Annotated in this window: 20 protein-coding genes and 1 tRNA gene; 7 read left to right on the top strand and 14 right to left on the bottom strand. The window is 74.9% G+C overall.

The window, feature by feature from the left end; genetic code table 11:
* Positions 1-74 precede the first annotated feature (74 nt).
* From thrB to AC0VX2_RS03855, 9 genes are all read right to left on the bottom strand, one after another.
* The gene (thrB, locus tag AC0VX2_RS03895) at positions 75-1,028 is read right to left on the bottom strand and encodes a homoserine kinase (RefSeq protein ID WP_044659212.1); all 954 of its coding nucleotides are present in this window, start codon (positions 1,026-1,028) and stop codon (positions 75-77) included.
* A gap of 3 nt (positions 1,029-1,031) precedes the next feature.
* A complete protein-coding gene (thrC, locus tag AC0VX2_RS03890; protein ID WP_036313078.1) occupies positions 1,032-2,144 on the bottom strand; it encodes a threonine synthase in 1,113 nt (370 codons plus the stop codon).
* Between the two features lie 3 nt (positions 2,145-2,147).
* Positions 2,148-3,470 (bottom strand): homoserine dehydrogenase, encoded by a 1,323-nt coding sequence (locus AC0VX2_RS03885; protein ID WP_049147165.1) that lies wholly within the window; start codon positions 3,468-3,470, stop codon positions 2,148-2,150.
* A 170-nt stretch (positions 3,471-3,640) separates the two neighbouring features.
* Positions 3,641-5,113, bottom strand: a complete 1,473-nt coding sequence (lysA, locus tag AC0VX2_RS03880; RefSeq protein WP_144826040.1) for a diaminopimelate decarboxylase — start codon at positions 5,111-5,113, stop codon at positions 3,641-3,643.
* Between the two features lie 8 nt (positions 5,114-5,121).
* Entirely contained in the window at positions 5,122-6,792 is a 1,671-nt protein-coding gene (gene argS / locus AC0VX2_RS03875) for an arginine--tRNA ligase (RefSeq protein WP_069942038.1), read from the bottom strand.
* A 115-nt stretch (positions 6,793-6,907) separates the two neighbouring features.
* Positions 6,908-8,104 carry a molybdopterin-synthase adenylyltransferase MoeB gene (moeB, locus tag AC0VX2_RS03870; protein WP_475432662.1) on the bottom strand — a complete coding sequence of 399 codons (1,197 nt, stop codon included), beginning with the start codon at positions 8,102-8,104 and terminating at the stop codon, positions 6,908-6,910.
* A complete protein-coding gene (locus AC0VX2_RS03865; RefSeq protein ID WP_036316581.1) occupies positions 8,101-8,919 on the bottom strand; it encodes a thiazole synthase in 819 nt (272 codons plus the stop codon). Before AC0VX2_RS03865 ends, moeB begins: the two co-directional genes overlap by 4 nt.
* Before the next feature lie 3 nt (positions 8,920-8,922).
* Complete coding sequence (gene thiS / locus AC0VX2_RS03860; protein ID WP_078026018.1) at positions 8,923-9,165, bottom strand: sulfur carrier protein ThiS; 243 nt, start codon at positions 9,163-9,165, stop codon at positions 8,923-8,925.
* On the bottom strand, positions 9,162-10,331 hold the full coding sequence (locus tag AC0VX2_RS03855) for an FAD-dependent oxidoreductase (RefSeq protein WP_475432660.1): 1,170 nt from the start codon (positions 10,329-10,331) through the stop codon (positions 9,162-9,164). Before AC0VX2_RS03855 ends, thiS begins: the two co-directional genes overlap by 4 nt.
* 145 nt (positions 10,332-10,476) lie before the next feature.
* Between AC0VX2_RS03855 and thiE the strand changes: the two genes are divergently transcribed.
* Positions 10,477-11,220: a thiamine phosphate synthase gene (gene thiE, locus AC0VX2_RS03850; RefSeq protein ID WP_144819453.1), complete on the top strand. Its 744-nt coding sequence runs from the start codon at positions 10,477-10,479 to the stop codon at positions 11,218-11,220.
* An 86-nt stretch (positions 11,221-11,306) separates the two neighbouring features.
* A tRNA-Arg gene (locus AC0VX2_RS03845) sits at positions 11,307-11,379 on the top strand.
* Between the two features lie 196 nt (positions 11,380-11,575).
* On the opposite strand, the gene thiD is transcribed toward AC0VX2_RS03845, so the two are convergent.
* A complete protein-coding gene (gene thiD / locus AC0VX2_RS03840; protein WP_044659216.1) occupies positions 11,576-12,430 on the bottom strand; it encodes a bifunctional hydroxymethylpyrimidine kinase/phosphomethylpyrimidine kinase in 855 nt (284 codons plus the stop codon).
* Positions 12,431-12,503: 73 nt separating this feature from the next.
* Here thiD and AC0VX2_RS03835 point away from each other — a divergent pair, with 73 nt between their 5' ends.
* The 4 genes from AC0VX2_RS03835 to AC0VX2_RS03820 all read left to right on the top strand — a co-directional run bounded on the left by AC0VX2_RS03835 (position 12,504) and on the right by AC0VX2_RS03820 (position 18,180).
* The gene (locus tag AC0VX2_RS03835) at positions 12,504-13,661 is read left to right on the top strand and encodes a YkvI family membrane protein (RefSeq protein ID WP_044659217.1); all 1,158 of its coding nucleotides are present in this window, start codon (positions 12,504-12,506) and stop codon (positions 13,659-13,661) included.
* A gap of 172 nt (positions 13,662-13,833) precedes the next feature.
* Entirely contained in the window at positions 13,834-15,657 is a 1,824-nt protein-coding gene (gene thiC, locus AC0VX2_RS03830) for a phosphomethylpyrimidine synthase ThiC (RefSeq protein ID WP_078026017.1), read from the top strand.
* Positions 15,658-15,951: 294 nt separating this feature from the next.
* The gene (locus tag AC0VX2_RS03825; protein WP_063190326.1) at positions 15,952-16,701 is read left to right on the top strand and encodes a DNA-3-methyladenine glycosylase I; all 750 of its coding nucleotides are present in this window, start codon (positions 15,952-15,954) and stop codon (positions 16,699-16,701) included.
* Between the two features lie 63 nt (positions 16,702-16,764).
* The gene (locus tag AC0VX2_RS03820; protein WP_063190325.1) at positions 16,765-18,180 is read left to right on the top strand and encodes an NAD-dependent succinate-semialdehyde dehydrogenase; all 1,416 of its coding nucleotides are present in this window, start codon (positions 16,765-16,767) and stop codon (positions 18,178-18,180) included.
* Between the two features lie 54 nt (positions 18,181-18,234).
* Here the strand turns inward: AC0VX2_RS03820 and AC0VX2_RS03815 are convergent, their stop codons facing one another.
* Positions 18,235-18,828: a 2'-5' RNA ligase family protein gene (locus tag AC0VX2_RS03815; RefSeq protein WP_049147185.1), complete on the bottom strand. Its 594-nt coding sequence runs from the start codon at positions 18,826-18,828 to the stop codon at positions 18,235-18,237.
* A complete protein-coding gene (gene putP, locus AC0VX2_RS03810) occupies positions 18,825-20,459 on the bottom strand; it encodes a sodium/proline symporter PutP (protein WP_069941953.1) in 1,635 nt (544 codons plus the stop codon). Before putP ends, AC0VX2_RS03815 begins: the two co-directional genes overlap by 4 nt.
* 108 nt (positions 20,460-20,567) lie before the next feature.
* Here putP and hrpA point away from each other — a divergent pair, with 108 nt between their 5' ends.
* Positions 20,568-24,671, top strand: coding sequence for an ATP-dependent RNA helicase HrpA (gene hrpA, locus AC0VX2_RS03805; protein ID WP_170720971.1), 4,104 nt, complete (start codon positions 20,568-20,570; stop codon positions 24,669-24,671).
* Between the two features lie 24 nt (positions 24,672-24,695).
* Here the strand turns inward: hrpA and AC0VX2_RS03800 are convergent, their stop codons facing one another.
* Both AC0VX2_RS03800 and AC0VX2_RS03795 read right to left on the bottom strand, forming a co-directional pair.
* A complete protein-coding gene (locus AC0VX2_RS03800) occupies positions 24,696-25,124 on the bottom strand; it encodes an HIT family protein (protein ID WP_044659226.1) in 429 nt (142 codons plus the stop codon).
* Between the two features lie 44 nt (positions 25,125-25,168).
* Positions 25,169-26,296, bottom strand: coding sequence for a sulfurtransferase (locus AC0VX2_RS03795; RefSeq protein WP_044659227.1), 1,128 nt, complete (start codon positions 26,294-26,296; stop codon positions 25,169-25,171).
* Positions 26,297-26,383: the final 87 nt, after the last annotated feature.

The raw sequence follows: 26,383 nt of genomic DNA, 5'->3' as shown, positions 1-26,383 counted from the left end.
GGCCGACGGCGCACGGTGCGTCCGGCCGTCACAGGCCCGGGCACCGGAGACCCGGGCCGCGCGAGGCGGTGGGGTCAGCCGTGGTGGAGTGATTCCACCCTAACACCGTCCACGGCCACGCACGGCACCAGCACGCGCCAGGCGGCCGCCCCGTCCGCCGTCAGAGCACGCGCCGCCTCCGCGGCGTGCTCGGCCGCCTGGACGCCGTCGCACAGCGCGAGCACCGTGGGACCCGCGCCGGAGACGACGGCGGCGTGGCCGCGCTCGCGCAGCCCCGCGACCAGTGCGGCGCTGGCCGGCATGGCCACGGCGCGCGGCTCCTGGTGCAGCCAGTCCCGCGTGGCGGCCGGCAGCAGCGCGGGGTCCTCCGCCAGCGCGTGGACGAGCAGCGCGGCACGGCCGGCCTGGGCCGCCGCCACGGCGTGGGGCACCTCGGCGGGCAGCACGCCCCGGGCGACGTGGGTGGACAGCTCGGTGTCCGGGATCGCGACCACCGGCACCACGCGCTCGTGCAGCCGCAGCCGCGCCGTGGCCGGGCCGGGGACGTCGTCACGGGTCCAGGAGACGGTGGCCCCGCCCACGAGCGCGGGGGCGACGTTGTCCGGGTGCCCCTCGAAGCGGGTGGCCGCCTCGAGCAGGTCCGCGGGCGCCCGGCGCAGCGCGGCCGGCAGCAGGGCCTCGGCCGCGGCGTAGGCCGCGACGACGGCGGCCGCGGACGAGCCGAGCCCGCGGGCGTGCGGGATCCGGTTCACGGCGCGCAGGTGCAGCCCCGGCGCGGTGAACCCGCGGTCCCGCAGGTGCTCGTGCGCCAGGCGCAGGATCAGGTGCGCGCCGTCCCGCGGCAGGGTGGCCTCCCCCTCCCCCACGACCTCCGCGACGTCGGGGCCCGCCACGACCGTGAGCGTCACCTCGTCGCGCAGCTCCAGGGCCAGGCCCATCGAGTCGAAGCCGGGGCCGAGGTTGGCGGAGGTGGCGGGGACGGAGACGGACGCGGCGGTCCCGGGCGCCAGCGGCTGCGGTGCGGCCATGGCTCAGCTCAGGCCGAGGGCCTGGGCGACGGTGACCACGTCGAACGGCACCGAGCGCGGGGTCACGTCGGCGCCGTCGGCGCCGCGCAGGGCCCACTGCGGGTCCTTGAGGCCGTGGCCGGTGACGGTGATGACCCAGCTCTTGCCGGCCGGCACGTTCCCGGCGGCGTGGTGCTTGAGCAGCCCGGCGACGCCGGCGGCGGAGGCGGGCTCGACGAACACGCCCTCCTTCGCGGAGAGCCAGCGGTGGGCCTCGAGGATCTCCTCGTCCGTGACGGAGTCGATCATGCCGCCGGACTCGTCGCGGGCGGCCTCGGCCTGCTCCCACGAGGCCGGGTTGCCGATCCGGATGGCGGTGGCGATCGTGTCCGGGTCGGTCACGGGGTGGCCCTGGACGATCGGGGCGGCGCCTGCGGCCTGGAAGCCCCACATCACGGGGGTCTTCGTGGCCACCGCGGGCAGCTCGGCGTCCGAGGCGCCCTCGTGCGGGTTCACGTAGGGGGCGGCGTACTCGCGGTAGCCCTTCCAGTACGCGGTGATGTTGCCCGCGTTGCCCACGGGCAGCAGGTGGTAGTCCGGGGCGTCGCCGAGGGTGTCCACGACCTCGAACGCACCGGTCTTCTGCCCCTCGATGCGGGCCGGGTTGACGGAGTTCACGAGGAACACGGGGTAGTTCTCGGCCAGCTTGCGGGCCACCTCGAGGCAGTCGTCGAAGTTGCCCTGCACCTGGAGGATCTCCGCGCCGTGGGCCACGGCCTGGGACATCTTGCCCATCGAGATCTTCCCCTCGGGCACGAGCACGGCGCACGTGATCCCGGCCTGCGCGGCGTAGGCCGCCGCCGAGGCGGAGGTGTTGCCGGTGGACGCGCAGACGACGGCCTTCGCGCCGTCCGCGACGGCGGCGGTGATCGCCATGGTCATGCCGCGGTCCTTGAAGGAGCCGGTCGGGTTCATGCCCTCGAACTTCACGTGCACGGTGCCCTGCACCAGCTCGGAGAGGTGGGGGGCGTGGATGAGCGGGGTGCCGCCCTCGCCGAGGGTGATCACGCGCGTGTCCTCGGTGACGGGCAGGCGGTCGGCGTACTCGCGGACGACGCCGCGCCACTGGTGGGCCATGGGTCAGTTCCCTTCGACTCGGAGGACGGACGCGACCTCGTGGACGACGTCCAGGGCGGCGAGCGCCCCGACGGTGGCGTCGAGGTCGCGCTGCCGCGCACGGTGGGTGATCAGCCGCAGGGACGCGCCGGGGGCGTCCTCGCGCTCAGATGGGACCTGACGCAGCGTCTCGATGGAGACGCCGTGCTCCTCGAACACCCCGGCGACGCGGCGCAGCACACCGGGCTGGTCCGCCGCGCGCAGCACGACCATGAAGGAGGTGTGGGCCTCGGCCGGGTCCAGGGCGGGCAGGGCGGTGACGGGGGTGCGCAGGCGCGCCGGGCCGCCGCGCACGATGCGCTGGGCGATCGAGACGACGTCGCCCATCACCGCGGAGGCGGTGGGGGCGCCGCCGGCGCCGGGACCGTAGAACATGAGCTCGCCGGCGTTGTCGGCCTCCACGAAGACGGCGTTGAACGCCCCGCGCACGGAGGCCAGCGGGTGCTCCCGCGGCAGCAGGGTGGGGTGCACGCGCAGGACCGCGCCCTCGGCGCCGTCGGCGGCGCGGCCGCGCTCGGCGATCGCCAGCAGCTTGATGACGTAGCCCGCCTCCGCGGCGGCGGCGTTGTCCTCGGCCGTGATCGCGGTGATGCCCGCGACGGCCACCTGGTCCAGTGTGTACGGCGCCCCGAACGCGATGGTCGCCAGGATCGCGGCCTTCGCGGCGGCGTCGTGGCCCTCGACGTCGGCGGTCGGGTCGGCCTCGGCGTAGCCGAGCCGCTGGGCCTCGGCGAGGGCGTCGTCGAAGTCCGCCCCCTCGGAGTCCATCCGGTCGAGGATGAAGTTGGTGGTGCCGTTGGCGATGCCCATCACGCGGGTGACGCGGTCGCCGCCCAGGGAGTCGCGCAGCGGGCGCAGGATCGGGATGGCGCCGGCGACGGCGGCCTCGAAGCTGAGCTGCGCGCCGGTGGCGGCGGCCGCGGCGTACAGCTCCTCGCCGTGCTGGGCCAGCAGCGCCTTGTTGCCCGTCACCACGGACGTGCCGGCGGCCAGGGCGCGCAGGATCAGGGTGCGGGCCGGCTCGATGCCGCCCATCAGCTCGATGACGACGTCCGCGCCGTCCACGAGCGCCTCGGCGTCGGTCGTGTAGAGCGCCGGGTCCGCTTGCCAGTCGCGCGTCGCGCCCGTGTCCCGCACCGCGATGCCCGTGAGCTCGAGGTCGGCGCCCACGCGGTCCCGCAGGATGTCGGCGTCCTCGGTGAGGATCCGGGCGGTCTGGGACCCCACGGTCCCGCCGCCCAGCAGGGCGACCTTGAGTGCGGTGGGGGCGTCGGTGTGCTGGGGCATGGTCCTCCGTGATCCAGGGTGGGTCGGGCCCGCGCGACCGCGCGGCCCGGCTGGCCTCGAATCTAGCGCGGCGCCCCGGCCCGTCCCACCGCGCGACACTCGGTGTCCGCAGAGCGGGACGGACCCACCCGGGCTCGAGGCCGGCGGCCGGGTGCGCCGCGCCCGCGTCCTCAGCGGGCGAGGCGCGGATCGGCCTCGCGGGCGAACAGGTCCTCCTGCGTCTCGCGACGGATGATCACCCGCGCCTGCCCGCCGGAGACCGCGACGACGGCCGGGCGGGCCAGCGCGTTGTAGTTCGAGGACATCACGTGCGTGTACGCGCCCGTGGCCGGCACGGCCAGCAGGTCGCCGCGGCCCAGGTCGGCCGGCAGGTACACGTCGCGGACGAGGATGTCGCCGGACTCGCAGTGCTTGCCCACCACGCGGGAGAGCACCGGCTCGGCCTCCGAGGTGCGGCGCGCGGAGACGGCGGTGTAGTCGGCGTCGTAGAGGACGGGACGCGGGTTGTCGGACATGCCGCCGTCCACGGCGACGTAGCGGCGGGCCGCGGTGCCGCCGTCGGGGGCGTCCGCGTCCACGGTCTTGGTCACCCCGACCGTGTAGAGGGTCAGGCCCGCGGGGCCTGAGATGGCCCGCCCCGGCTCGAGCGAGACCCGCGGGCACCTCAGGCCGAGGCGCTCGACGGTCTTCTGGACGTCGTCGGCGAGGGCGTCGGCGATCTCCGCGGCCGGGCGCGGCTCGTCCACGGCCGTGTAGGCGATGCCGTGGCCGCCACCGAGGTCGAGCTCGGCCAGCTCCACCCCGTGCTCGGCCTTGACCTCGGCGAGGAACTCGAGCACGCGTCCGGCCGCCAGCCCGAAGCCCTCGGCCTCGAAGATCTGGGACCCGATGTGGCAGTGCACGCCCAGCAGGTCGATCGACTCGGCCGCCAGGGCCGCGGCCACGGCGACGGCGGCCGGCGAGCGGCCGGCCACGTTGCCGTCCCGGTCGCTGGACGCCGGGGCCAGGGAGAGGCCGAACTTCTGGTCCTCGTGCGCGGTGGCGATGAAGTCGTGGGTGTGCGCGTGCACGCCCGGGGTCAGCCGGAGCATCACGGGGGCGCGGCGGCCGGCCTCGGCCGCGAGCGCGGCCAGGTGGGTGAGCTCGTCGAGCGAGTCCACGATGATCCGGCCCACGCCCGCCTCGAGGGCGGTGCGCAGCTCGGCGTCCGACTTGTTGTTGCCGTGCAGGCCGATGTGGGCCGGGTCGACGCCGGCGGCCAGCGCGATCGCCAGCTCGCCGCCGGAGGCGGTGTCCACGCGCAGGCCCTCCTCGGCCGCCCAGCGGGCGGTGGAGAGGGTGAGCATGGACTTGCCGGCGTAGTAGACGTCCGCTCCCCCGCACAGGTCGGCGAACGCGGCGTCGAAGCCCTCGCGGAACGCGCGGGCGCGGGCGCGGAAGTCGTCCTCGTCCACCACGAGCAGCGGCGTGCCGAACTCCGCGGCGAGCGCGCTCGCGCGCAGGCCCTGGACGGTGAGCTCGCCGTCGGCGGCGCGGTCCACGCCGGCGGCCCACAGGCCGGGCACGAGCGCGTCCGGGTCCCCCGGCGCGGGGAGCCAGGCGGGGGCGAGCGGGGAGGCGGGGGCGGGCTGCGGCGTCGTCATCCGGGCGCTCACATCTTCTCCGGGGCGGTCACGCCGAGCAGGCCGAGGCCGTTGGCCAGCACCTGGGCGGTGGCGTCGTTGAGCCACAGGCGGGTGCGGTTGAGGGTCTCGACGGGACGCGGCGTCCCGTCGTCGGTGGGCATGGGCACGATGCGGCAGGCGGCGTACCACGAGTGGTAGGCCCCGGCGATCACCTCGAGGTGTCGGGCCACGCGGTGGGGCTCGCGCAGGCGCGCCGCCGCGCCGACGACGGCCGGGAACTCCGCCAGCTGGGCCAGCAGCTCCGACTCGGTGGCGTGGGTGAGCAGGGCGGCGTCGAACTCGGAGCGGTCCACGCCGTGGGCCTGCGCGGTGCGCGCCGCGCCGGAGGCGCGGGCGTGGGCGTACTGCACGTAGTAGACGGGGTTGTCGTTCGTGGTGGAGCGCAGCAGCTCGGGGTCGATCGTCAGGGGCGAGTCCGCGGGGTAGCGGGCCAGGTCGTAGCGCAGGGCGTCGCGGCCGAGCCACTCCACGAGGTCCTTGAGCTCGATGATGTTGCCGGCGCGCTTGGAGAGCTTCGCGCCGTTGACCGAGATGAGCTGGCCGATGAGGATCTCGATGTTCGTCGCCGGGTCGTCGCCGGCGGCGGCGGCGATCGCCTTGAGGCGGTTCACGTAGCCGTGGTGGTCGGCGCCGAGCAGGTACACCTTCTCCTCGAAGCCGCGGTCGCGCTTGTGGAGGTAGTACGCGGCGTCGGCGGCGAAGTAGGTGGGCTCGCCGTTGGCGCGGATGAGCACGCGGTCCTTGTCGTCGCCGAAGTCCGTGGTCTTGAGCCACACCGCGCCCTCGCGGTCCTCGACGTGGCCCTGCGCGCGCAGCCGCTGCACGGCCTGCTCGATCGCGCCGGAGTCGTGGAGCGTCTGCTCCGAGGTGAACACGTCGAAGTGCACGTCGAAGGCGGCGAGCGTGTTTTTAATGTCCTGCATCTGGAGCCGGTACGCGGCCTCGCGGACCACCGGGCGGGCGGCCTCGTCCGTCAGCTCGCGCACGTCCGGGTGCTCGAGGGCGACGGCGTCGGCCAGCTCCTGCACGTACGCGCCCGGGTAGCCGCCCGCGGGGACGTCGCGGCCGTGCAGGCGGGCGAGGACCGAGTCGGCGAACACGTTCATCTGGTTGCCGGCGTCGTTGACGTAGTACTCGGCGGTGACGTCCGCGCCGGAGGCGCGCAGGAGGCGGGCGATCGCGTCGCCCAGCGCGGCCCAGCGGGTGTGTCCGATGTGCAGCGGGCCGGTGGGGTTGGCGGAGACGAACTCCATGTTCACGGTGTGCCCGGCCAGGGCGTCGTTGCGGCCGTACTCCGGGCCGGCCTCGACGATCTCGCGGGCCAGGGCGCCGGCCGAGGCCGCGTCCAGGGTGACGTTGAGAAAGCCGGGGCCGGCGACGTCGACGGCGGCGATGCCCGGCTTGTCGGTCAGGCGCTCGGCTACGAGCCCGGCGAGGTCGCGCGGGGCCATCCCGGCCTTCTTGCCCAGCTGGAGGGCGACGTTGGTGGCCCAGTCGCCGTGCTCGCGGCTGCGGGGTCGCTCCACCTTCACGCGCGCGGGGGTGATCTCCTCCCGCAGCGCGGCGGGGAGGTCACCGGCATCGACGGCGTCGGTGAGGACAGCGGACAGCAGGGCGGAGAGGTCTTCGGGCTTCACCCGCGCAAGTCTACGGAAGGGCCGCCGCGCCCGTGCGCGTGCGAACGAACCCTGCGAGATGGCCCCTCCGGCCCGCGGTGGGGGCCATCTCGCAGGGTTCGTCGGGGTGGGGGGGTCAGGCGGGCCAGGCGGCGAGGCCGCCGGCGAGGGACAGGACGCGCCCGCCGGCGCTCGGGTCGGCCCCGACGACGGCGTCCCGCGCCCGGGCCGAGCGGGCTCCGGCGGCGCAGTAGACCACCAGGACGCGGTCCTGCCCGGGCGCGTGGGCCGCCGGCTCCGCGAGGACGGCCTCGAGCGGGACGTGTCGATTGGCCACCGCCGCGGGGGCCTCGACGCGGCGCAGGCGGCGCTCCCAGTCCTCGCGGACGTCGAGCAGGGTGAGGGACGCGGCCCGGGCGGGGTCGGCGAGCAGGGCGGCCAGCGCGGCGGGGGCGATCTCCCCGCCCGCGGCGCCGCACGCCTCCGCCGAGCCGGGGGCGCCGGCGTCGTCCGGGCGGGGGGCCTGGTCCGCGTGGGCGGACAGGTCCGTCACGGGGGTCCGCTCGGGGTCGGGCACGAGCCGCAGCTCACGGAAGCGCATCGTCAGGGCGTCCACGGAGAGCAGCCGCCCGACCAGGGGCTCGCCCACCCCGGAGAGCAGCTTGATCGCCTCGGCCGCCATGAGGGAGCCGATGATCCCGGGCAGCACCCCGAGCACCCCGGCCTGCGCGCACGAGGGCACCTCGCCGGGTTCGGGACGCTCCGGGAACACGTCCCGGTACAGCGGCCCGCCCGGGGCGAACACGCTCACCTGCCCCGCGAACCGCAGGATCGCGCCCCACACCACGGGCACGCCGGCGATCTCGCACGCGTCGGCCACGAGGTAGCGGGTCGCGTAGTTGTCCGTGCCGTCGAGCACGAGGTCCACGGCGCCGACCCGCTCGAGCGCGTTGGCCGCGGTCAGGCGTTCGCGGTGCTCGACCACGCGCACCTCGGGGTGCAGGCCGCGCATCGTCGCGGCGGCGGAGGCGGTCTTGGGGCGGCCGAGGTCCGCCTCGGCGTGGATCACCTGGCGGTGCAGGTTGGAACGGTCCACCACGTCGTCGTCGATCACGTGGACCTCCCCCACGCCCGCGGCGGCGAGGTAGGTCAGCACGGGCGCCCCGAGGCCGCCGGCGCCGACCACGAGGACGCGGGAGCGCAGCAGCGCCAGCTGGGCCTCTGGGCCGAAGCCGTCCAGGCTCAGGTGGCGGGCGAAGCGCTCCAGCTGGGTGTCGGACAGCGCGGTGAGGTCGCGGGGCTCGCGGGCGGCGGGGTCCAGGGCGGCGGTCACCGCTCGTCCTCCTCGGCCGTGACCCGCCCGGCCATCGGCGAGGAGGCCAGGGCGTGCTCGCGGCGCGGGATGCGCCCGGCACGGCGGGCGTGGAAGCCCGCCTCGAGCGCGAGCCGGCACGCGTGGGCCATGCGGGCGGGCTCGGCGGCGCGCGTGATCGCCGAGGCGGCGAGCACGGCGTCGCAGCCGGCCTCCATCGCCAGGGCGACGTCCGAGGCGGTGCCCACGCCGGCGTCGAGCACGATCGGCACGGAGGCGCGGGAGACGATCAGCTCCAGGTGTGCGCGGTTGAGGATGCCCAGCCCCGAGCCGATCGGCGAGCCCAGCGGCATGACGGCGGCGGCGCCGGCCTGCTCGAGGCGCAGCGCCATGGCGGGGTCGTCCGAGGTGTAGGCCAGGACGGTGAAGCCGTCGGCGGCGAGCCGCTCGGTGGCCTCGAGGGTCTCGACGACGTCGGGCAGCAGGGTGCGCTCATCGGCGATGACCTCGACCTTCACGAGGTCGGTCTCGAGCGCCTCCCGGCCGAGCCGGGCGGTGAGCACGGCGTCCCGGGCGGTGTAGCAGCCGGCGGTGTTGGGCAGCACGTCGATGCCGAGGCGGTCCAGCAGCGCGACCAGGCCGTCACGGGTGTCCGCGGACCAGCGGCGCAGCGCCACGGTGGTGAGCGTGGTGCCGGAGGCGACGAGGGCGCCCTCGAGGGCGGTCAGGTCGGTGATGCCGCCCGTGCCCATGATGAGCCGGGAGGCCAGGTCGTAGCCGCCGATCCGCAGCGGCGGGATCGCGGGGGCGGCGGGCGGGGTGCGGTGCTCGGCCATCGCTCAGCCCCCCTGCACCGCGGTGACGACGTCGACCTCGTCCCCGGCGGCCAGCTCCCGGGTGGCCCAGGCCGACCGGGGCACGACCTCGCCGCCGACCGCCACGGCCACGCCGAGCCGCCGCCCATCCGCGGCGGCGCCGTCCTCGCCGATCGCGCGCCCGGTGACGTGCGCGACGACGTCGCGGACGGTGGCCACGGCCAGCTCGGCGGGCTCTCCGTTGAGGGTCAGGGTGAGGGTGCTCATGCGATCTCCTTCAGGCGGGCGTGCAGCAGCTCGAGGATCCGCCCGGCCGCCCAGGGGGCGAGCAGGATCCCGTGACGGTGGAAGCCGGTGGCGACGACGGCGCCCGGGGCCTCGGGCACGGTAAGCACGCGCGGGGCGTCGTCGGGGGTGCCGGGGCGGGCGGCGGTGGTGATCTCGACCAGCTCGCACTCGCGGACGGCGGGCAGGATCGCGGCGGCGTCGGCGAGCAGGTCCAGCACGGCCCCGGCGGAGGTGCCGGCCAGGCCGTCCTCGCGGGCCGAGGCGCCGACCACGAGGGTGCCGTCCGCGCGGGGCACGAGGTAGACCTGGCGCCCGTGGACGAGGCCGCGGACGGTGCGGGTGATCAGGTGCGACTCCCCCGGCAGCAGCTGCTCGGGGCGCACCCGCAGACGCAGCACGTCGCCGTGGACGGGGCGCAGCGGGACCTCGACGGCGGTGGCCGCGCCGCCGATCCCGCGGTGGCCCAGGCCCGCGGCGAGGACCGCGCCGTTGGCGGTGAGGACGCCCCCGTTGGCCAGCGTGAGGCGCACCCCCTCGCCCTCCGGGCCGGCGGCGGTGACGCGTCCGGCCACGAACCGGGCGGCGGGTCCGGCGCCGACCGGGAGCGGGCCGCCGTCGGGTCCGGTCTCGGCGCGCAGGGCGGCGACGCAGGCGGCGGCGAGCCGTCGCGGGTCCACCTGATGGTCGTCCGGGGCGTCGAAGCCGGCGGCCAGGCCCGGGGCCAGGGCGGGCTCGGCGCGGCGCAGCGCGCGGACGGAGACGGGCTCGACCCGGCGACCGAGGATCGAGGCGTGCTCGAGCACGTGGTCCCAGGCGCGGGCGTCCGAGGGGTCCGCGGCCACGATCCAGGCGCCCTGTGCGAGGAAGCCCGTCTCCACATCGGTGAAGGCGGCGAGCAGGTCCACGAGGGCCGGGTAGGCCTCCCAGCCGGCCTGCAGCAGCGGGGCGAGGTCGTCCTGGCTGAACTGGGTCTCGGCGAGCGGCGCGAGCATCCCCGCCGCGGCGTGGGTGGCCCCGGCCACGGCGTGTGGGCGCCCGGCGGCGTCCAGCTCGGGGGCGATCAGGGTGACGGCGTGGCCTGCGGCGCGCAGACGCACGGCGGCGGTGAGGCCGATGATCCCGGCACCGACGACGGCCACGTGCACGGACCGGTCCTCCTCACGGCGGCATGACCCGCATCGAGTGGTGATGGTCGGCCGCGCCGGCGCGGTGCGCCCCTGCGGCCCTCTCAGCCCGGCGTGTGCGGCCCGGGCTCCCATGGAACAGCGGCCAGTCTGCCACAGTGGGCGCATGCACTCCCCCGATCCGCTCCTGATGACCGCGGCCGGCCGCGACGACGGCGACACCGGCCCCGGCGCGCGCCGCCGCGCCCGCCTCGCCGTCTCCCGGCTGTACGTCTGCACCGACCTGCAGCGGTTCCTGCGCCCGGACGACACGCTCGACACGGCCGCGTTCGCTCACTTCTGCGCGGCGGCGTTCCGCGGCGGAGTGGACCTGATCCAGGTGCGGGACAAGGCCGTGGACGTGGCGGTCGAGCTGGCCGCGTTCGCCGTGCTCGTCCCGCTGGCCCGGGAGCACGGGGCGCTCTCGGCCGCCAACGACCGCGCCGACGTCGCCGCCCTGGCCGGGGTGGACGTGTTCCACACGGGCCAGACCGACCTGACCACCGCGCAGTGCCGCGCCCTGCTGGGCCCGGACGTGGTGCTCGGCCGCTCGTGCCACACCGGGGCGCAGGTGCGCACCGCCCGCGCGGAGGACGGCCTGGACTACTTCTGCACGGGGCCGGTGTGGGCGACGCCCACGAAGCCGGGCCGGGCCGCCGTCGGACTGGAACTGCCGACCCTCGCCGCACGCCTGGACGCGGAGGACCCGGCGGGGGCGCGGCCGTGGTTCGCCATCGGCGGCGTCGACGCGGACCGGCTGCCCGAGGTCCGCGCGGCCGGGGCGGAACGGATCGTGGTGGTCCGCGCCGTGACGCAGGCCGAGGACCCCGAGGCCGCGGCCCGGACCCTGCGCGCGGGCCTGCCCGGCTGACGCGCCCCGCGGGGAGGTCACGGACGGGCCGTCCTGATGGTGTAGAGTCGACGAGTCCGCAACGCGCTCGACGCGTCGCGACCCCCGCCTCCGTAGCTCAGGGGATAGAGCGTCTGCCTCCGGAGCAGAAGGCCGCAGGTTCGAATCCTGCCGGGGGCACGAGCGAACAGAGCCGGACCCCCGTGGCGACACGGTGGTCCGGCTCTTCTGCGTTCTGCGGACCCGGACGCTCGAGCGGAGCGGGAGGTCCGGGTCACCGGCATTCGAGGCGGGAAATCGACCTCATAGGACGTCCCGAGGTGCGTATTCGCCGGATTTCCCGCCTCGAACGTGTCGAAGCCCGGAGGTCCCGCCCTCAGCCCCGCTGCGCATGACCGTGGTCGACGGGCCCGTGCCACGTCGGCCGCGAGGCGTCCCCGACCGCGAGCGCCTCCCCCGCCCGCATCGCGTCGGCCAGCCACGGCTTGGCCCGCTCGAGTGCGTCGTCCCAGCTCAGGCCCGCCCCGGCCAGCGTGGCCAGGGCCGAGGAGAGGGTGCAGCCGGTGCCGTGCGAGGCGCGGGTCGTCACGCGCGGGCCGCGCACCTCGTGCACGGCCCCGCCCACGCGCACGACGGCGTCCGGCACCTCCGCCGCTGCGGCCTCGGGCGCCTCGGTCTCGTCCAGGTGCCCGCCCTTGAGCAGCACCGTCACCCCGTGCTCGGCGGCCAGGCCCCGCGCCGCGTCGAGGGCGGCGTCCCAGTCCGTCGCGTCCCGCCCGGTCAGCCGGGCCAGCTCGGGCAGGTTGGGTGTCACCAGGTGCGCCACCCGCAGCAGCCGGGCCCACGCGGCGCGCCCGTCGTCGTCGCCGACCGCGGTGAGGGCGTCCCCGCTCGAGGCCACCATGACCGGGTCCAGCACGACGACGGCGGGCCGGGTCTCCTCGAGCCAGCCGGCGACGGCCCGCATGAGCTCCACCGTGCCGAGCATGCCGATCTTCACGGCGTCCACGGCGATGTCGGCGGCGACCGAGTCGAGCTGGGCGCGCACCACGTCCACCGGCAGCGGGTGGACGGCCTGCACGCCCTGCGTGTTCTGGGCGGTGATCGCGGTGATCGCGGTCATCCCGTAGCCGCCCCACGCGGCGATGGTCTTCAGGTCGGCCTGGACACCGGCGCCGCCGCCGGAGTCGGAGCCGGCGATGCTGAGCACACGGGGGACGGCGGAGGTCATGCGGGGGCTCCTTCGGGTCGGGGCGGATCGGCCGCCCGGGCCGGGCCGATCCCGCCCATGAGAATGTAGTCGCATGTCCCACGTCACAGAGAGCTCTCCCGCGCACCCCGGCCGAGCCGAGGAGTCGGCGCCGCTGCGGCCGACCTCCCCGCTCGGGATCGCCGCCACGTTCATCGGCACCACCATCGGCGCCGGGTACGCCTCGGGCAACGAGATCCTGCAGTACTTCGTGAGCTTCGGCCTCTGGGGCGGCACGGGGGCGCTCGTGATCGCCGGCGCGCTGTTCTTCCTGCTCGCGGTGATCGTGCTGCGGCTGGCGCAGAAGCTGCGGACCACGGACATCCACCGGATCGTGAACCCCACGACGTCGCGCGTGCCCACCTGGTTCGCGGACCTGTCCATCACCACGTCCCTGCTGGGGACGCTGGTGATCATGCTGGCCGGGGCCGGGGCGGCGGTGCACACCGCGTTCGGGCTGCCCTCGCTCGTGGGCTCGCTGGTGATGGCCACCGTCTGCGTGGTCTCGGTGCTGGCCGGCATCACGGGCCTCGTGCGCGTCCAGGCCGTGGTGGTCCCCCTGATCATCGTGGTCGCCGTCGGCGTCGCGGTGTGGGGGTTGGCGAACCCGGGGGCCGCGGTGGACGACGTCGCCGCGCTCGTGACCTCGTCCCCGCTGATCAACCAGTGGTGGCTCTCGGGCGTGCTGTACGTGGCCTTCAACATCCAGCTGGCCTACGCGGTGCTCGCCCCGATCGGCGAGGAGAGCTCCTCGTCGGGCCGCTCCCTCGTCGCCGGGGCCGGGCTCGGGGCCCTGGGCCTCGTGGTGATGGCCGGCGCGGTGATGGCCGCGATGACCGCCCACGCCCAGCTGATCGGCCGCGCCGAGCTGCCCATGGTCGAGCTGGCCGCGATGATCGGCGGCTGGGCCGCCCTGCTGTACACGGTCGTCCTGCTGCTGGCGCAGTTCACGACGGCGGTCTCGTGCCTGTACGGCGGGGTGGAGCGCATCGCCCTGCTGTCCTCGATGCGCCGCGTGCCGGGCTGGGTCATCGCCGTCGTCACGGCCCTGGCCGCCACCCTGCTCTCGAGCGTCGGCTTCTCCGACCTCGTGGGCACCGTCTACCCCGTCCTCGGCTACGCCGGCCTCGTCATCATCGTGATGCTGGTCGTGACGTGGATCGTCGAGCGCTCCACGGTACGCCGCCGGGCGGCCCGCGCGGCGCGCGCCTGAGCGCCCGGCCGCATGGCCGGACGGCGGACGGTGAGGCGCCGCGGGGGACGTGCTAGGGTCGCTCGCATCCCACGGGAGCCCCACGGCACGGGGCTGAGACCGGGCTGACGCCGCCCGGAGACCGTCTGAACCTGTCCGGGTCATTCCGGCGAAGGAAGAAGGAGCAGCGGCCATGTCCGTTTCCGAGCGCACCCCCCTGCCCGCAGCCGAGTCGACGGCCGAGGTCGTCGCCGAGGAGAACTACCCCACGCACCGTCTGGGATGGCTCGAGGACGCCGAGCACGGCATCCGCGTGCCCGTCACCGAGGTCCACCAGGACGACTCCCCCGACGGCACGCCCAACGCGCCCCTGACCGTCTACCGCACCATGGGCCCGGGCTCCGTGCCCGAGCGCGGCCTGCCGGCCCAGCGCGCCGAGTGGATCCGCGCCCGCGGCGACGTCGAGGAGTACGAGGGCCGCGAGCGCGACCTGCTCGACGACGGCCGCTCGGCCGTGCGCCGCGGCGCCGCCTCACAGGAGTGGGCCGGCGAGCGCCGCCCCCCGCTGCGCGCCAAGGAGGGCGCGCGCGTCACCCAGATGCACTACGCCCGGCGCGGCGAGATCACCCCGGAGATGCGCTACGTCGCCCTGCGCGAGGGCGTGGACGTGGAGCTGGTGCGCTCCGAGGTCGCGGCCGGCCGCGCCATCATCCCGGCGAACGTGAACCACCCCGAGTCGGAGCCGATGATCATCGGCAAGGCGTTCGCCGTGAAGGTCAACGCGAACATCGGCAACTCGGCGGTGACGTCGTCGATCGCCGAGGAGGTCTCGAAGCTGCAGTGGGCCACCCGCTGGGGCGCGGACACCGTGATGGACCTGTCCACGGGCGACGACATCCACACCACCCGCGAGTGGATCCTGCGCAACTCCCCCGTGCCGATCGGCACCGTGCCGATCTACCAGGCCCTCGAGAAGGTCGGCGGCGACCACCAGGCCCTGACCTGGGAGATCTTCCGCGACACCGTGATCGAGCAGTGCGAGCAGGGCGTGGACTACATGACCGTGCACGCCGGCGTGCTGCTGCGCCACGTGCCGCTGTCCGCGGACCGCGTGACCGGCATCGTCTCCCGCGGCGGCTCGATCATGGCCGGCTGGTGCCTGGGCCACCACAAGGAGAACTTCCTCTACGAGAACTACGACGAGCTCTGCGAGATCTTCGCGCGCTACGACGTCGCGTTCTCCCTGGGCGACGGCCTGCGGCCGGGCTCCGTGGCCGACGCCAACGACGCCGCCCAGTTCGCCGAGCTCGACACGCTGGCCGAGCTGACGGAGCGGGCGTGGGCGTACGACGTCCAGGTCATGGTGGAGGGCCCCGGCCATATCCCGCTGCACCTGGTGCGGGAGAACGTGGAGCGCCAGCAGGAGCTGTGCAAGGGCGCCCCGTTCTACACGCTCGGCCCCCTCGTCACGGACATCGCCCCGGCGTACGACCACATCACCTCGGCCATCGGCGCCACCGAGATCGCCCGCTACGGCACCGCGATGCTCTGCTACGTCACGCCCAAGGAGCACCTGGGCCTGCCGAACCGGGACGACGTGAAGACGGGTGTGATCACCTACAAGATCGCCGCGCACGCCGCCGACGTCGCCAAGGGCCACCCCGGCGCCCGCGACCGCGACGACGCCCTGTCCAAGGCGCGCTTCGAGTTCCGCTGGCGCGACCAGTTCGGCCTCGGCCTGGACCCGCAGCTCGCCGAGGAGTACCACGACGAGACGCTGCCGGCCGAGCCCGCCAAGACCGCCCACTTCTGCTCGATGTGCGGGCCGAAGTTCTGCTCCATGCGCATCAGCCAGGACATCCGCAGCGAATTCGGCGGCGCGTCCGAGCAGGCGCGGATCGCCGAGGCCGGCATGGCCGCCAAGTCCGCGGAGTTCCGGGCCGCCGGCGGGTCCGTGTACCTGCCCGAGCCGAGTCTGCGCCGGCCCGAGGGGGACGCGGTGCTCGCGAGGGACTGAGCGGCCCGTGCCGCGGCGCGGGGGCCAGGGTGCCGGCCTTGAGCACCTCCCCCGCGCGCGGCGCGAGCCTGCCCTCGCCGGTCGGCCTGCCCTGGGCGCGCTCCCGGCTGGCGTGGCCCCGACCGCGGTCGCCCCCAGCATCTCCCCCCCTCGCCGCACGTGCCGCTGCGGGCCGGGCGGCTCGAGTGACGAGGTCCGGCCGCGCCTCCTGCACAGGTGTCCGCAGACGGCGTTGCGTCCCCGGGCGTCGCGTTCCGGCTCCGGATGTCCGGGGCCGCTCTTAGGCTCGGGTGCATGAGCGCGCACCACGCCGACGACGGCCTCCCCGCCCCCGTCTCCACCCTCGCCGAGGATCCACCGGCCGACGGGCGACAGGCGCCGCCGAGTGGCGTCGTCGTGGGTGAGGACGGGCGGGCCCGCCCGCCGTGGGCGGCACGGGATCCGCTGCTGCGGGAGTACTACGACACGGAGTGGGGCCTGCCCGTCACGGACGAGCGGGGCCTGTTCGAGCGCCTCGTGCTCGAGGCGTTCCAGTCGGGCCTGAGCTGGCGGACCGTCCTGGCCAAGCGGCCGCGGTTCCGGGAGGTGTTCGCGGGCTTCGACCCGGACGCCGTCGCGGCGTTCGGGGACGCGGAGGTCGAGGCACTGCTGGCGGACCCCGGCATCATCCGGAACCGGCGCAAGATCGAGGCCGCGGTCGCGAACGCACAAGCCGTCGTCGGGATGCGCGGCGAGCGGTTCGCCCCGCTGCACCCGGGCTCCCCCGGCGCGGGCCCCGCCTGGCACGGCGACGGCGACCGTCCCGCCACCGGCCTGCCGGGGCTGGTCTGGGCTCACCAGCCTGCCGCGACCCCACGGCCGGAGACGGTGGCGCAGGTCCCCTCGACCTCGGACGAGTCGCGCGCGCTCGCGAGGGCGCTGAAGGCGCATGGCTGCCGATTCGTGGGGCCGACCACTTGCTTCGCCCTGCTGGAGGCCGCCGGGATCGTGGACACCCACCTTCTCGGCTCGTGGCGAAGAGGGGCGTCCGGGATCTGGGAGTGAGCGGGGGCCTCCGGCAGGATGGGGAACTCAACGCAGGACGTCCACACGAAAGGGTGACGACTGATGACCACCACCTCCGCCTCTCAGGGCTACCGCACAATCAACCCGGCCACCGGGGAGCTGCTGAAGTCCTTCGACAACGCCACGGATCAGCAGATCGCCGACGCCCTCGACGCCTCGCAGGCCGCCTACGAGCAGTGGTCCCGGAAGTCGGTGGCCGAGCGCGCCGCCGTCGTGAAGCGGATCTCCGAGCTGCTGGCCGAGCGGTCCAAGGACATCGCCGCGGTGATCACCACGGAGATGGGCAAGTCCCTCGGCGCGGCGGTCGGCGAGGTGCGCTACAGCGCCCAGATCTTCGGGTACTACGCGGACGAGGCCGAGGAGCTGCTCGCGGACCAGCCGATCAAGCAGTTCTCCGGGCAGGAGGCGTTCGTCCAGCGGCTGCCGATCGGCCCGCTGCTGGGGATCATGCCGTGGAACTTCCCGGTGTACCAGGTGGCCCGTTTCGTGGCGCCGAACCTCATGCTCGGCAACACCATCCTGCTCAAGCACGCCGAGATCAACCCCCAGGTGGCGCAGCTGCTGGAAGAGCTCTTCACCGAGGCCGGACTGCCGGAGGGCGTGTACCAGAACGTGTTCGCCACCCACGACCAGATCTCCACGATCATCGCCGATCCGCGCGTGCAGGGCGTGTCCCTCACCGGTTCGGAGCGGGCCGGCGCCGCCGTCGCCGAGCAGGCCGGCCGGCACCTCAAGAAGGTCGTCCTCGAGCTCGGCGGCTCCGATCCGTACATCGTGCTCTCCGCGCCGGACGCCCGCGCCGCCGCCCGCGACGCACTGGCCACCCGGATGGGCAACTGGGGCCAGGCCTGCAACTCGAACAAGCGCATGATCGTCATGGAGGACCTCTACGACGACTTCGTGGACGAGCTGGTCCAGCGCTCCTCGGCGATGAAGCCCGGTGACCCGACCTCGCGTGACGCCGACGTCTACGGCCCGCTGTCCTCCGAGTCCGCGGCCGACGGGCTCGCCGAGCAGATCGCCGCGGCCAAGGAGGCCGGCGCCACCGTCCACGTGGGCGGCGAGCGCGTCTCCGGCCCCGAGGGCGAGGGCTTCTACGTCTCCCCGGCCGTGATCACGGACGTGGACCAGGAGAACCCCGCCTACACGCAGGAGCTGTTCGGCATGGCCGCCGTGGTGTACAAGGTGTCCTCGGCCGAGGAGGCCGTGGCCCTGGCCAACGACTCCCAGTACGGTCTCGGCGGCGCCGTCTTCTCCACGGACCTGGACGAGGCCAAGCGCGTGGCCGACCAGCTCGAGGTGGGCATGGCGAACGTGAACCTCGCCTCCGCCGCCGGCGCGAACCTGCCCTTCGGCGGCGTGAAGCGCTCGGGCTTCGGCCGCGAGCTCGGCCCCATGGCCGTGGACGAGTTCGCCAACAAGCGCCTGTACGCGGTGCAGGGCCCGCTGGAGGGCTGACCCGGGGCCGGGTCGGCCCGGCGGGTCTCCCGCTCCGGCCGGCCCGTCGGCCCCTCAGCCGCGCAGCGGGACGGTCGCCAGCACCTCGTGCAGCGGCCCGCCGGACCGGCCCTCGCCGAGCCGGGACGCCACGACCTCGACCTCGTCGGCGGTCCACTCCGGCCCGCGGTACACGGCGAGCGCGCGCACGGCCTCGGCCAGCAGGACGGTGGCCGGCGCCGGCGGACGGGGCTCGCCCCGCCTCCGACCCCGAGGTCGGAGCGCGGCCCCCGAGACCGGCGCCACGGTGAGGTGGGCGCGCCGGCGGTCCCGGCCGTCGTCGTCGGCGAGCCAGGGCTCCGCCAGGAGCGCGCCGAGCTCCCGGACCTGCCCACCCACCCCCACCCAGAGCGTGCGGTGCGAGAACTCCCCCGCTCCGGCCAGGTGCAGGTCCAGCGGGCCATGTCCCGCCGCGATGCGGCCGGCGACGGCGACGACGTCGTCCACGGCGCCGGCGGGCACCTCCGGGTGGAACGCCAGCGTCAGGTGCCGCTGCTCCGGCTCGGTCCAGCACAGCGCGCGTCCGGCCCGGTCCCGGACGCCGTCGAGGGCCGGCTCGAGGTGGTCGAGCGCGGCCCTCGGCGGACGGATCGCGAGGAAGAGCCTCACGCCTGCGCGCGCGGATCCGCGGCGGCTGCGGTCGAGCCCCCGGCGGCGTCGCGCGTCATGGCGGCCGGGGCCACGTCCGGGTCCGGCTCGCGGCCGGCCACGATGTCGATCGCGCCGGTGAACTCGGCGTCGATCCGCCGCTGCACCCGGCGCGAGCGCTGGGTCACGAGGGACACCACCACACCCACCACGAAGGCGGCGACGAAGCCCGGCAGCAGCTCGTACAGGCCGAACCACTCCCACGTCTCGGCACTGGCCTCGGACCACACCCAGGCGACGGCGGCGCCGGTGACCATGGCGGCCATCGCCCCCCACGAGGTGAACCGCGGCCAGTACAGGGCGAGCAGGATCACAGGGCCGAAGGCGGCGCCGAAGCCGGCCCACGCGAAGGAGACGAGCTCGAGCACGGAGGAGTCCGGGTCGAGGGCGAGCAGCCCCGCCACGAGCGCCACCACCAGCACGCCGATGCGGCCGAGCCACAGGGTGAACGTCGGGGAACCGGTGCGCCCGCGCAGCATGTAGAGGTCCTCCACCAGGGCGGAGGAGCACACGATCAGCTGCGAGGAGAGCGTGGACATGATCGCGGCGAGGACGGCGGCCAGCACCAGGCCGGCCACGAACGGGTGGAACATGATCGAGGCCAGCACCAGGAACACGGTCTCCGGGTCCTCGAGCGTGGTGCCGGGGTTGGCCTGGAAGTAGGCGATGCCCACGAGGGCCACCATCACGGCACCGAACACGGACAGCGCCATCCAGCCGATGCCGACGCGCCGGGCGACGGCCGCGTCGTGCGGGGTGCGCAGAGCCATGAAGCGGACGATGATGTGCGGCTGGCCGAAGTAGCCCAGGCCCCAGGCGAGGGAGGACAGGACGCCGATCAGCGTTGCGTTCTCGAACATCGAGAAGTGGTTCACTCCGCCGCCGGCGGCGTCGGCGGCGCGGATGCCCTCGACGACGGCGTCCCAGCCGCCCATGGTCAGGATCACGACGATGGGGACGGCCAGCAGGGAGAGGAACATGAGGATGCCCTGGGCCACGTCCGTCAGCGAGGCGCCGAGGAAGCCGCCGAACAGGGTGTAGAGCACCGTGATGCCCGCGACCACGAGCATGCCGGTGAGGTAGTTGATGCTGATGCCCTGGGCGTAGAAGGAGTCGGGGCCGAAGGTGGACTCGACGAACTTGCCGCCGGCCACCATGCCCGAGGACACGTAGAAGGTGAAGAACACGAGGATGATCAGGCCGGCCACGATCCGCAGGATGTGCGTGCGGTCCTTGAATCGGTTCTCGAGGAAGGACGGGATCGTGATCGAGTTCCCGGCCACCTCGGTGTAGGAGCGCAGGCGGGGGGCGACCACGCGCCAGTTCACCCACGCGCCCACGGTCAGGCCGACCGCCATCCAGCCCTCGACCAGGCCCGCGGCGTAGATCGCGCCGGGCAGGCCCATCAGGAGCCAGCCGGACATGTCGGACGCACCCGCGGAGAGCGCCGCGACGGACGGCTTCATGTCGCGTCCTGCGAGCATGTAGTCGTCGAGGTCGGTGTTCTTGCGGGAGGCGTACAGGCCGATCGCGATCATCGCGAGGAAATAGAGGCCGATCGCCGCCAACAGGAAGACGGTGTTCGTGTCCATGGGCTCCAGAGAATCACATCCGGACTCTCAGCCCCAGTCCCAGGTCCGTCCCGGATTCGCCCCGTCCGGGTCGGCCCGGGCCCCCGCGCGCCTAGGATGGAGGCCGTCATGACGCAGACTCCCCCGCCCTCCACGCCCGCCGCGCAGCCGTCGGCGACGCCCCACGACGCCGTCGCGATCACGTTCCCCGAACACCTGCCGGTGGCGGAGCGCCGTGAGGAGATCATGGCCGCGATCCGCGACCACCAGGTGGTGATCGTCGCGGGCGAGACCGGCTCGGGCAAGACCACGCAGCTGCCGAAGATGTGCCTGGCCCTCGGGCTCGGGGAGGCCGGCTCGATCGGCCACACCCAGCCCCGGCGCATCGCCGCCCGCTCGGTGGCCGAGCGCATCGCGCAGGAGCTGGGCGAGGAGATCGGGCAGACGGTCGGCTACCAGGTCCGCTTCACGACGCAGACCTCGAAGGCCACCCGGGTCAAGGTCATGACGGACGGCATCCTGCTGGCCGAGATCCCCCACGACCCGCAGCTGCGCCGCTACTCCGTGATCATCGTGGACGAGGCCCACGAGCGCAGCCTCAACATCGACTTCCTCCTGGGCTACCTGCGCAACCTGCTGCCCCAGCGCCCGGACCTGAAGGTGATCATCACCTCGGCCACCATCGACCCGGAGCGCTTCGCCCGGCACTTCGGCCGGCCGCTGGCCGCGGGCGAGGACCATGCGGACGCGGTGGAGGCCGACGACGGCGGCCGCGTGGTCCCGGCGCCGATCATCGAGGTCTCGGGGCGCACCTACCCCGTCGAGATCCGCTACCGGCCGCTGACCGACGAGCCCTCCCCCGACGACCCCGAGGACGATGCGGACGACGCCGCCGAGACCCGCGACCCCCTCGACGCGATCGGCGACGCCGTCCTCGAGCTGGCCGCCGAGCCGCCGGGTGACATCCTCGTGTTCCTGCCGGGCGAGCGGGAGATCCGCGAGGCCGCGGACCACCTGACCGGCGTCGTCGCCGGCACCACGCGCCTGGCCGGCACGGAGATCCTGCCGCTGTTCGGCCGCCTGTCCATGGCGGAGCAGCACCGCGTGTTCGGCCGCGCCGGGGCCGGGGTGCGCCGGCGGATCGTGCTGGCCACGAACGTCGCCGAGACCTCCCTGACCGTGCCGGGCATCAAGTACGTGATCGACACGGGCACCGCGCGCATCTCGCGGTACTCGCACCGCACCAAGGTGCAGCGCCTGCCGATCGAGCGTGTCTCCCAGGCCAGCGCGAACCAGCGCGCGGGCCGGTCCGGCCGCACCTCGGACGGCATCGCGATCCGCCTGTACTCGGAGGAGGACTACCTCTCCCGCCCCGAGTTCACGGACCCGGAGATCCTGCGCACCTCCCTGGCCTCGGTGATCCTGCAGATGCTGTCCCTCGGTGTGGCCCGCACCCCGGGCGACGTCAAGGAGTTCCCCTTCGTCCAGCCCCCGGACGGCCGACAGGTCACCGACGGCGCCACCACGCTCACCGAGCTCGGCGCGCTCGAGGCCGGCGGCGCCCGCGCCGGCACCATCACCCGGGTCGGACGCCGCCTGGCCCGTCTGCCCGTTGACCCGCGGCTGGGCCGCATGATCCTCGAGGCCGGTGAACGCGGCTGCGTCCGGGAGGTCATGGTGATCGCCGCGGCCCTGACCATCCAGGACCCCCGCGAGCGCCCCACGGAGCAGCGCGAGGCCGCGGACGAGCTGCACCGCCGGTTCGCGGACGAGAACTCGGACTTCTCCGCGATCCTGAACCTCTGGGCCTACCTGCACGAGCGGCAGAAGGAGCTCTCCGGCTCCCAGTTCCGGAAGCTGTGCCGCCGTGAGCACATCAACTGGCTGCGCGTGCAGGAGTGGCAGGACCTGGTGCGCCAGCTGCGCCAGCTCGCCAAGGACGTGGGCCTCACCGTCGAGGCCGGACCCGTGGACCCGGTGGGCCGGCACGAGGCGGTGCACAAGTCCCTGCTCACCGGCCTGCTCGCGCAGATCGGCGCCTACGACGAGCGCCGTCGCGAGTACGCGGGCGCCCGCGGCACCCGCTTCGCCGTGTTCCCCGGCTCCGCCCTGTTCAAGAAGCGCCACCCGTTCGTCATGGCCGCCGAGCTCGTGGAGACCTCACGGCTGTGGGCGCGCACGGTGGCCCGGATCGAGCCGGAGTGGGCCGAGGAGGTCGCCGGCCACCTCGTCAAGCGGGCCTACAACGAGCCGCACTGGTCGCGGCGGGCGGGCTCCGTCGTCGCGCGCGAGAAGGTGACGCTGTTCGGCGTCACCCTGATCCCGGACCGCTCGGTCCGGTACGGCCGCATCGACCCGGAGCTCTCCCGCGAGCTGTTCATCCGGCACGCCCTCGTGGAGGGCGACTGGCGCACGCGCCACCGGTTCTTCGCCCGCAACCGCGCCGCGCTCGAGGAGGTCGACGCCCTCGAGACGCGCCTGCGCCGCCGCGACCTGCGGATCGGGGACGAGGACCTGTTCGCCTTCTACGACGCGCGGATCCCGGGAAACGTCGTCTCCGAGCGGCACTTCGACGCGTGGTGGAAGAAGGCGCGCCAGGATCAGCCGGACCTGCTGGACCTCGACGTCGCCGCCCTGCTCACCGCCGACGCCGAGGACCTGGACACCGACGCGTTCCCCACCACGTTCACGTATCCGATGCCCGGCGGCGACGTGGAGCTCGACCTCGAGTACACGTACGACCCGACCGGCGCGGCCGGCACCGACGGCGTGACCGTGGCCGTGCCGATCCTGCTGCTCAACCAGGTCTCCCCCGGCCCCTTCGCGTGGCTGGTCCCCGGCCTGCGGGTCGAGCTCGTCACCGCCCTCATCAAGGCGTTGCCCAAGGCCGTGCGCAAGAACCTCGTGCCCGCCCCGGACGTGGCCCAGCAGCTCGTCGCGGACCTCGAGGCCCACGCCGACCCGCTGCGGGACGAGCTGCCGGACGCGCTGTCCGCGGCCGTGCGCCGGGTGCGCGGCGTGGTGGTGGAGCCCGGACTGTGGGCCCCGGACGCGGTGCCCCTGCACCTGCGGATGGACTACCGCGTCGTGGACGCCCGCGGCGCCGTGATGGGCGCCGGCCAGGACCTGCCCGCGCTGCAGGCCCGGCTCGCGCAGGCCAACCGCTCCGCGATCGCCGCCCGGCTCGCCGGCACCGACGACCCCGCCTCGGCCCGGCCGGGGCCGCGCGGCACGGGCCGCGGCGGCCGGGCCCAGGCCGACGGGCGGGCCGGGGCCGAGGGACGCCGTCGCCCGGAGGGCCCCGGGCGGTCCGGCGCGACGCCGGCCTTCGAGGAGCGGCACGGGCTGACCTCATGGAGCATCGGCACGGTGCCGAAGACCGTCTCCACCGCGGCCGGGGCGCGCGGCCCCGCCATCACGGGCTACCCGAGCCTGGTGCCCGAGACCACGCCCGACGGCGGCCCCGCGGCCGGCCTGACCGTGGCCCGGTCCGCGGAGGACCAGGCGGCCTGGCACCGGGCCGGGGTGATCCGGCTGCTGCTGGCCACCCTGCCCAGCCCCCAGCGCTACGTGCTGGACCACCTGGACAACAGGGAGAAGCTCACCTTCACCCAGAATCCGCACGGCTCGGTGGACTCCCTCGTCGCGGACTGCACGCAGGCCGCCGTCGACCGTCTCGTCGGGGACGAGCTGCCGTTCGACGAGGCCGCGTTCCGCGCCCTGTTCGACCGGGTGCGGGCCGACCTGATCGACACGGTCTTCGCCGTCACGTCCCTGGTGGAGCAGGTGCTCTCCCGGGCCGCGCAGGTGCGACGCCGGCTCAAGGGCTCGGTCTCGCTCGCCCTCGCGCCGGCGCTGTCGGACGTGAAGGCACACCTCGAGCAGCTCGTGTTCCCCGGCTTCGTGGCCACCACGGGCTGGGAGCGGCTGCAGCACCTGCCGCGCTACCTGCAGGGCATGCTGACGCGCCTGGACCGGTTGGACGCCGGCGGCCACCTGCAGCGCGACGGGCAGCACATGGCGGTGGTGCAGGGGCTCGAGGACGAGTTCGACGCCGCCGTCGCGGCCCACCGCGCCCGGTTCGCGGGCACGCCCGTGCCCGCGGAGCTGGAGCGGGTGCGCTGGCTCATCGAGGAGCTGCGCGTCTCGTTCTTCGCCCAGGAGCTGGGCACGGCGGTCTCGGTCTCCGAGAAGCGGGTGCGTCAGGCGCTCGCCCGGGCCACGCGCGCCTGAGTCGGGCCCGGGCGGCGCGGGCCGTCAGTCCTGCGGGACGACCTCGCCGTGGCCCAGGTCCCGCAGGGCCGCGCGGAGGCGGGCGGCGGCGTCGTCCAGGTCCGCCGGATCGGGGGCGTTGTCCACGCGAGCCAGGTCGAAGTCGGCGAGCGAGGTGGAGGGCCACACATGCACGTGCAGGTGCGGGATCTCATAGCCGGCGATCATGAGCCCGGCCCGGCGGGCGGAGAACGCCGCCACCTGCGCCTTGCCGATCTGCTGGGCGACCGTCGTCAGGTGCGTGACCAGCGCCGGGTCGACCTCCACCCATTCGTCCACCTCCTCACGGGGCACCACGAGCGTGTGCCCCGGCTGGAGCGGCGCGGCGGACAGGAACGCGACGCACGTCGGGTCCTGCCACACGAAGCGGGCGGGCAGCTCGCCGGCGATGATCCTGCTGAAGACGGTGGCCATGGGGGGTCCTCCTGGGGGTCGGCGGGGCGGGGCCCCGGGGCTCGTCAGTCCCGGCCGGACGCGCCGTAGGGCTCGGGGCCGACCGCGACGGCGTTGGACGGGTCCTGGACCCATGCTGACCACGAACCCGGGTAGAGCGCCACTCCGGGTCGCCCCGCGACGGCCAGGGTGAGCACGGCGTGCGCCGCGGTGATGCCCGAGCCGCAGTACACGGCCACGGGAGTGGCGTCGTCCACGCCGACGGCGTCGAACCGCTCCGCCAGCTCTGCGGCGGGCCGCAGGCGGCCGTCCTCGGCGATGCTCTCCGCCGTGGGCACGTTCCGCGCCCCGGGGATGTGCCCGGCCACGGGGTCGAAGGGCTCGACCTCCCCGCGGTAGCGTTCGGCCGCCCGCGCGTCGAGGAGCAGACCGCCGGAGGCCATCGCCTCGGCGCCGGCCGTGTCCACGACGGGCATGCGGCCCCACGACGGCCGGGCGGTGCCGGGCACCGGGATGACCTCACCGGGCTGCAGGGGCAGGCCCGCGGCGCGCCACGCCTCGAGGCCGCCGTCCAGGAGCACGGAGTCCCGCAGCCCCGCGTGGCGCAGCAGCCACCAGGCGCGCGCGGCGGACAGGCCGTGGTCGTCGTCGTAGACCACGATGGTGTCCCCCTCGTCGATCCCCCACATCCGCACGGTCTCCGCGAACTGGCGCGCGTCCGGCAGGGGGTGGCGCCCCGCCGCCGGACCGGCGTGGCCGGCGAGCTGGCTGGGCAGGGAGACGTAGACGGCGCCGGGCAGATGGCCCTGGAGATAGGCGGCGTGGTCCGGCCCGCCCCCCGTGGCCCGGAACCGGACGTCGAGCAGGATCACCCGGTTCGGGCGGCATCGGCCCGGCTGGGCGTAGGCCGGGCCCCCGGGCACCGGCGGCAGGTCCTCGACGGGGGCCAGGCCGAGCCAGCCGGCCAGCACGTCCACCGTCACCAGGGTGGGCGGCTCGGCGGCCTCAGGGTCGACGCCGTCGATGTCCGCGTCCGGGTCGCCGCCGGCGTCATGGGACGAGGACGGGGCCGCCGTGGGCGCCGGGACCACGCGGCCCTGCCCCTCGTCGACGACGATCAGCGGGTCGGGTCGATCGGGGGCGGCGCCGTCGCGGTCCGGGACAGGGGATGGGTCCGGGCTCTCGCTGTGCACCCGGACACCCTACTCCACGCCCCATTCGGCGCCGCTGATAACCTGGAGGATGGCCCGCGCGGACCTGTTCCGGACCGCGCGGAGGAG

The organism is Micrococcus sp. iso_239, from assembly GCF_056173395.1.
This window is presented reverse-complemented; position numbering and strand designations above follow the sequence as displayed.

Coding starts and splice junctions, on each gene's coding strand:
- thrC (WP_036313078.1), bottom strand. CDS start 2,144: ATGGCCCACCAGTGGCGCGGCGTCGTCCGCGAGTACGCCGACCGCCTG.
- thiS (WP_078026018.1), bottom strand. CDS start 9,165: ATGAGCACCCTCACCCTGACCCTCAACGGAGAGCCCGCCGAGCTGGCC.
- AC0VX2_RS03865 (WP_036316581.1), bottom strand. CDS start 8,919: ATGGCCGAGCACCGCACCCCGCCCGCCGCCCCCGCGATCCCGCCGCTG.
- hrpA (WP_170720971.1), top strand. CDS start 20,568: ATGACGCAGACTCCCCCGCCCTCCACGCCCGCCGCGCAGCCGTCGGCG.
- putP (WP_069941953.1), bottom strand. CDS start 20,459: ATGGACACGAACACCGTCTTCCTGTTGGCGGCGATCGGCCTCTATTTC.
- AC0VX2_RS03835 (WP_044659217.1), top strand. CDS start 12,504: ATGTCCCACGTCACAGAGAGCTCTCCCGCGCACCCCGGCCGAGCCGAG.
- AC0VX2_RS03885 (WP_049147165.1), bottom strand. CDS start 3,470: ATGCCCCAGCACACCGACGCCCCCACCGCACTCAAGGTCGCCCTGCTG.
- thiC (WP_078026017.1), top strand. CDS start 13,834: ATGTCCGTTTCCGAGCGCACCCCCCTGCCCGCAGCCGAGTCGACGGCC.
- thiD (WP_044659216.1), bottom strand. CDS start 12,430: ATGACCTCCGCCGTCCCCCGTGTGCTCAGCATCGCCGGCTCCGACTCC.
- AC0VX2_RS03820 (WP_063190325.1), top strand. CDS start 16,765: ATGACCACCACCTCCGCCTCTCAGGGCTACCGCACAATCAACCCGGCC.
- AC0VX2_RS03800 (WP_044659226.1), bottom strand. CDS start 25,124: ATGGCCACCGTCTTCAGCAGGATCATCGCCGGCGAGCTGCCCGCCCGC.
- thiE (WP_144819453.1), top strand. CDS start 10,477: ATGCACTCCCCCGATCCGCTCCTGATGACCGCGGCCGGCCGCGACGAC.
- thrB (WP_044659212.1), bottom strand. CDS start 1,028: ATGGCCGCACCGCAGCCGCTGGCGCCCGGGACCGCCGCGTCCGTCTCC.
- lysA (WP_144826040.1), bottom strand. CDS start 5,113: ATGACGACGCCGCAGCCCGCCCCCGCCTCCCCGCTCGCCCCCGCCTGG.
- AC0VX2_RS03825 (WP_063190326.1), top strand. CDS start 15,952: ATGAGCGCGCACCACGCCGACGACGGCCTCCCCGCCCCCGTCTCCACC.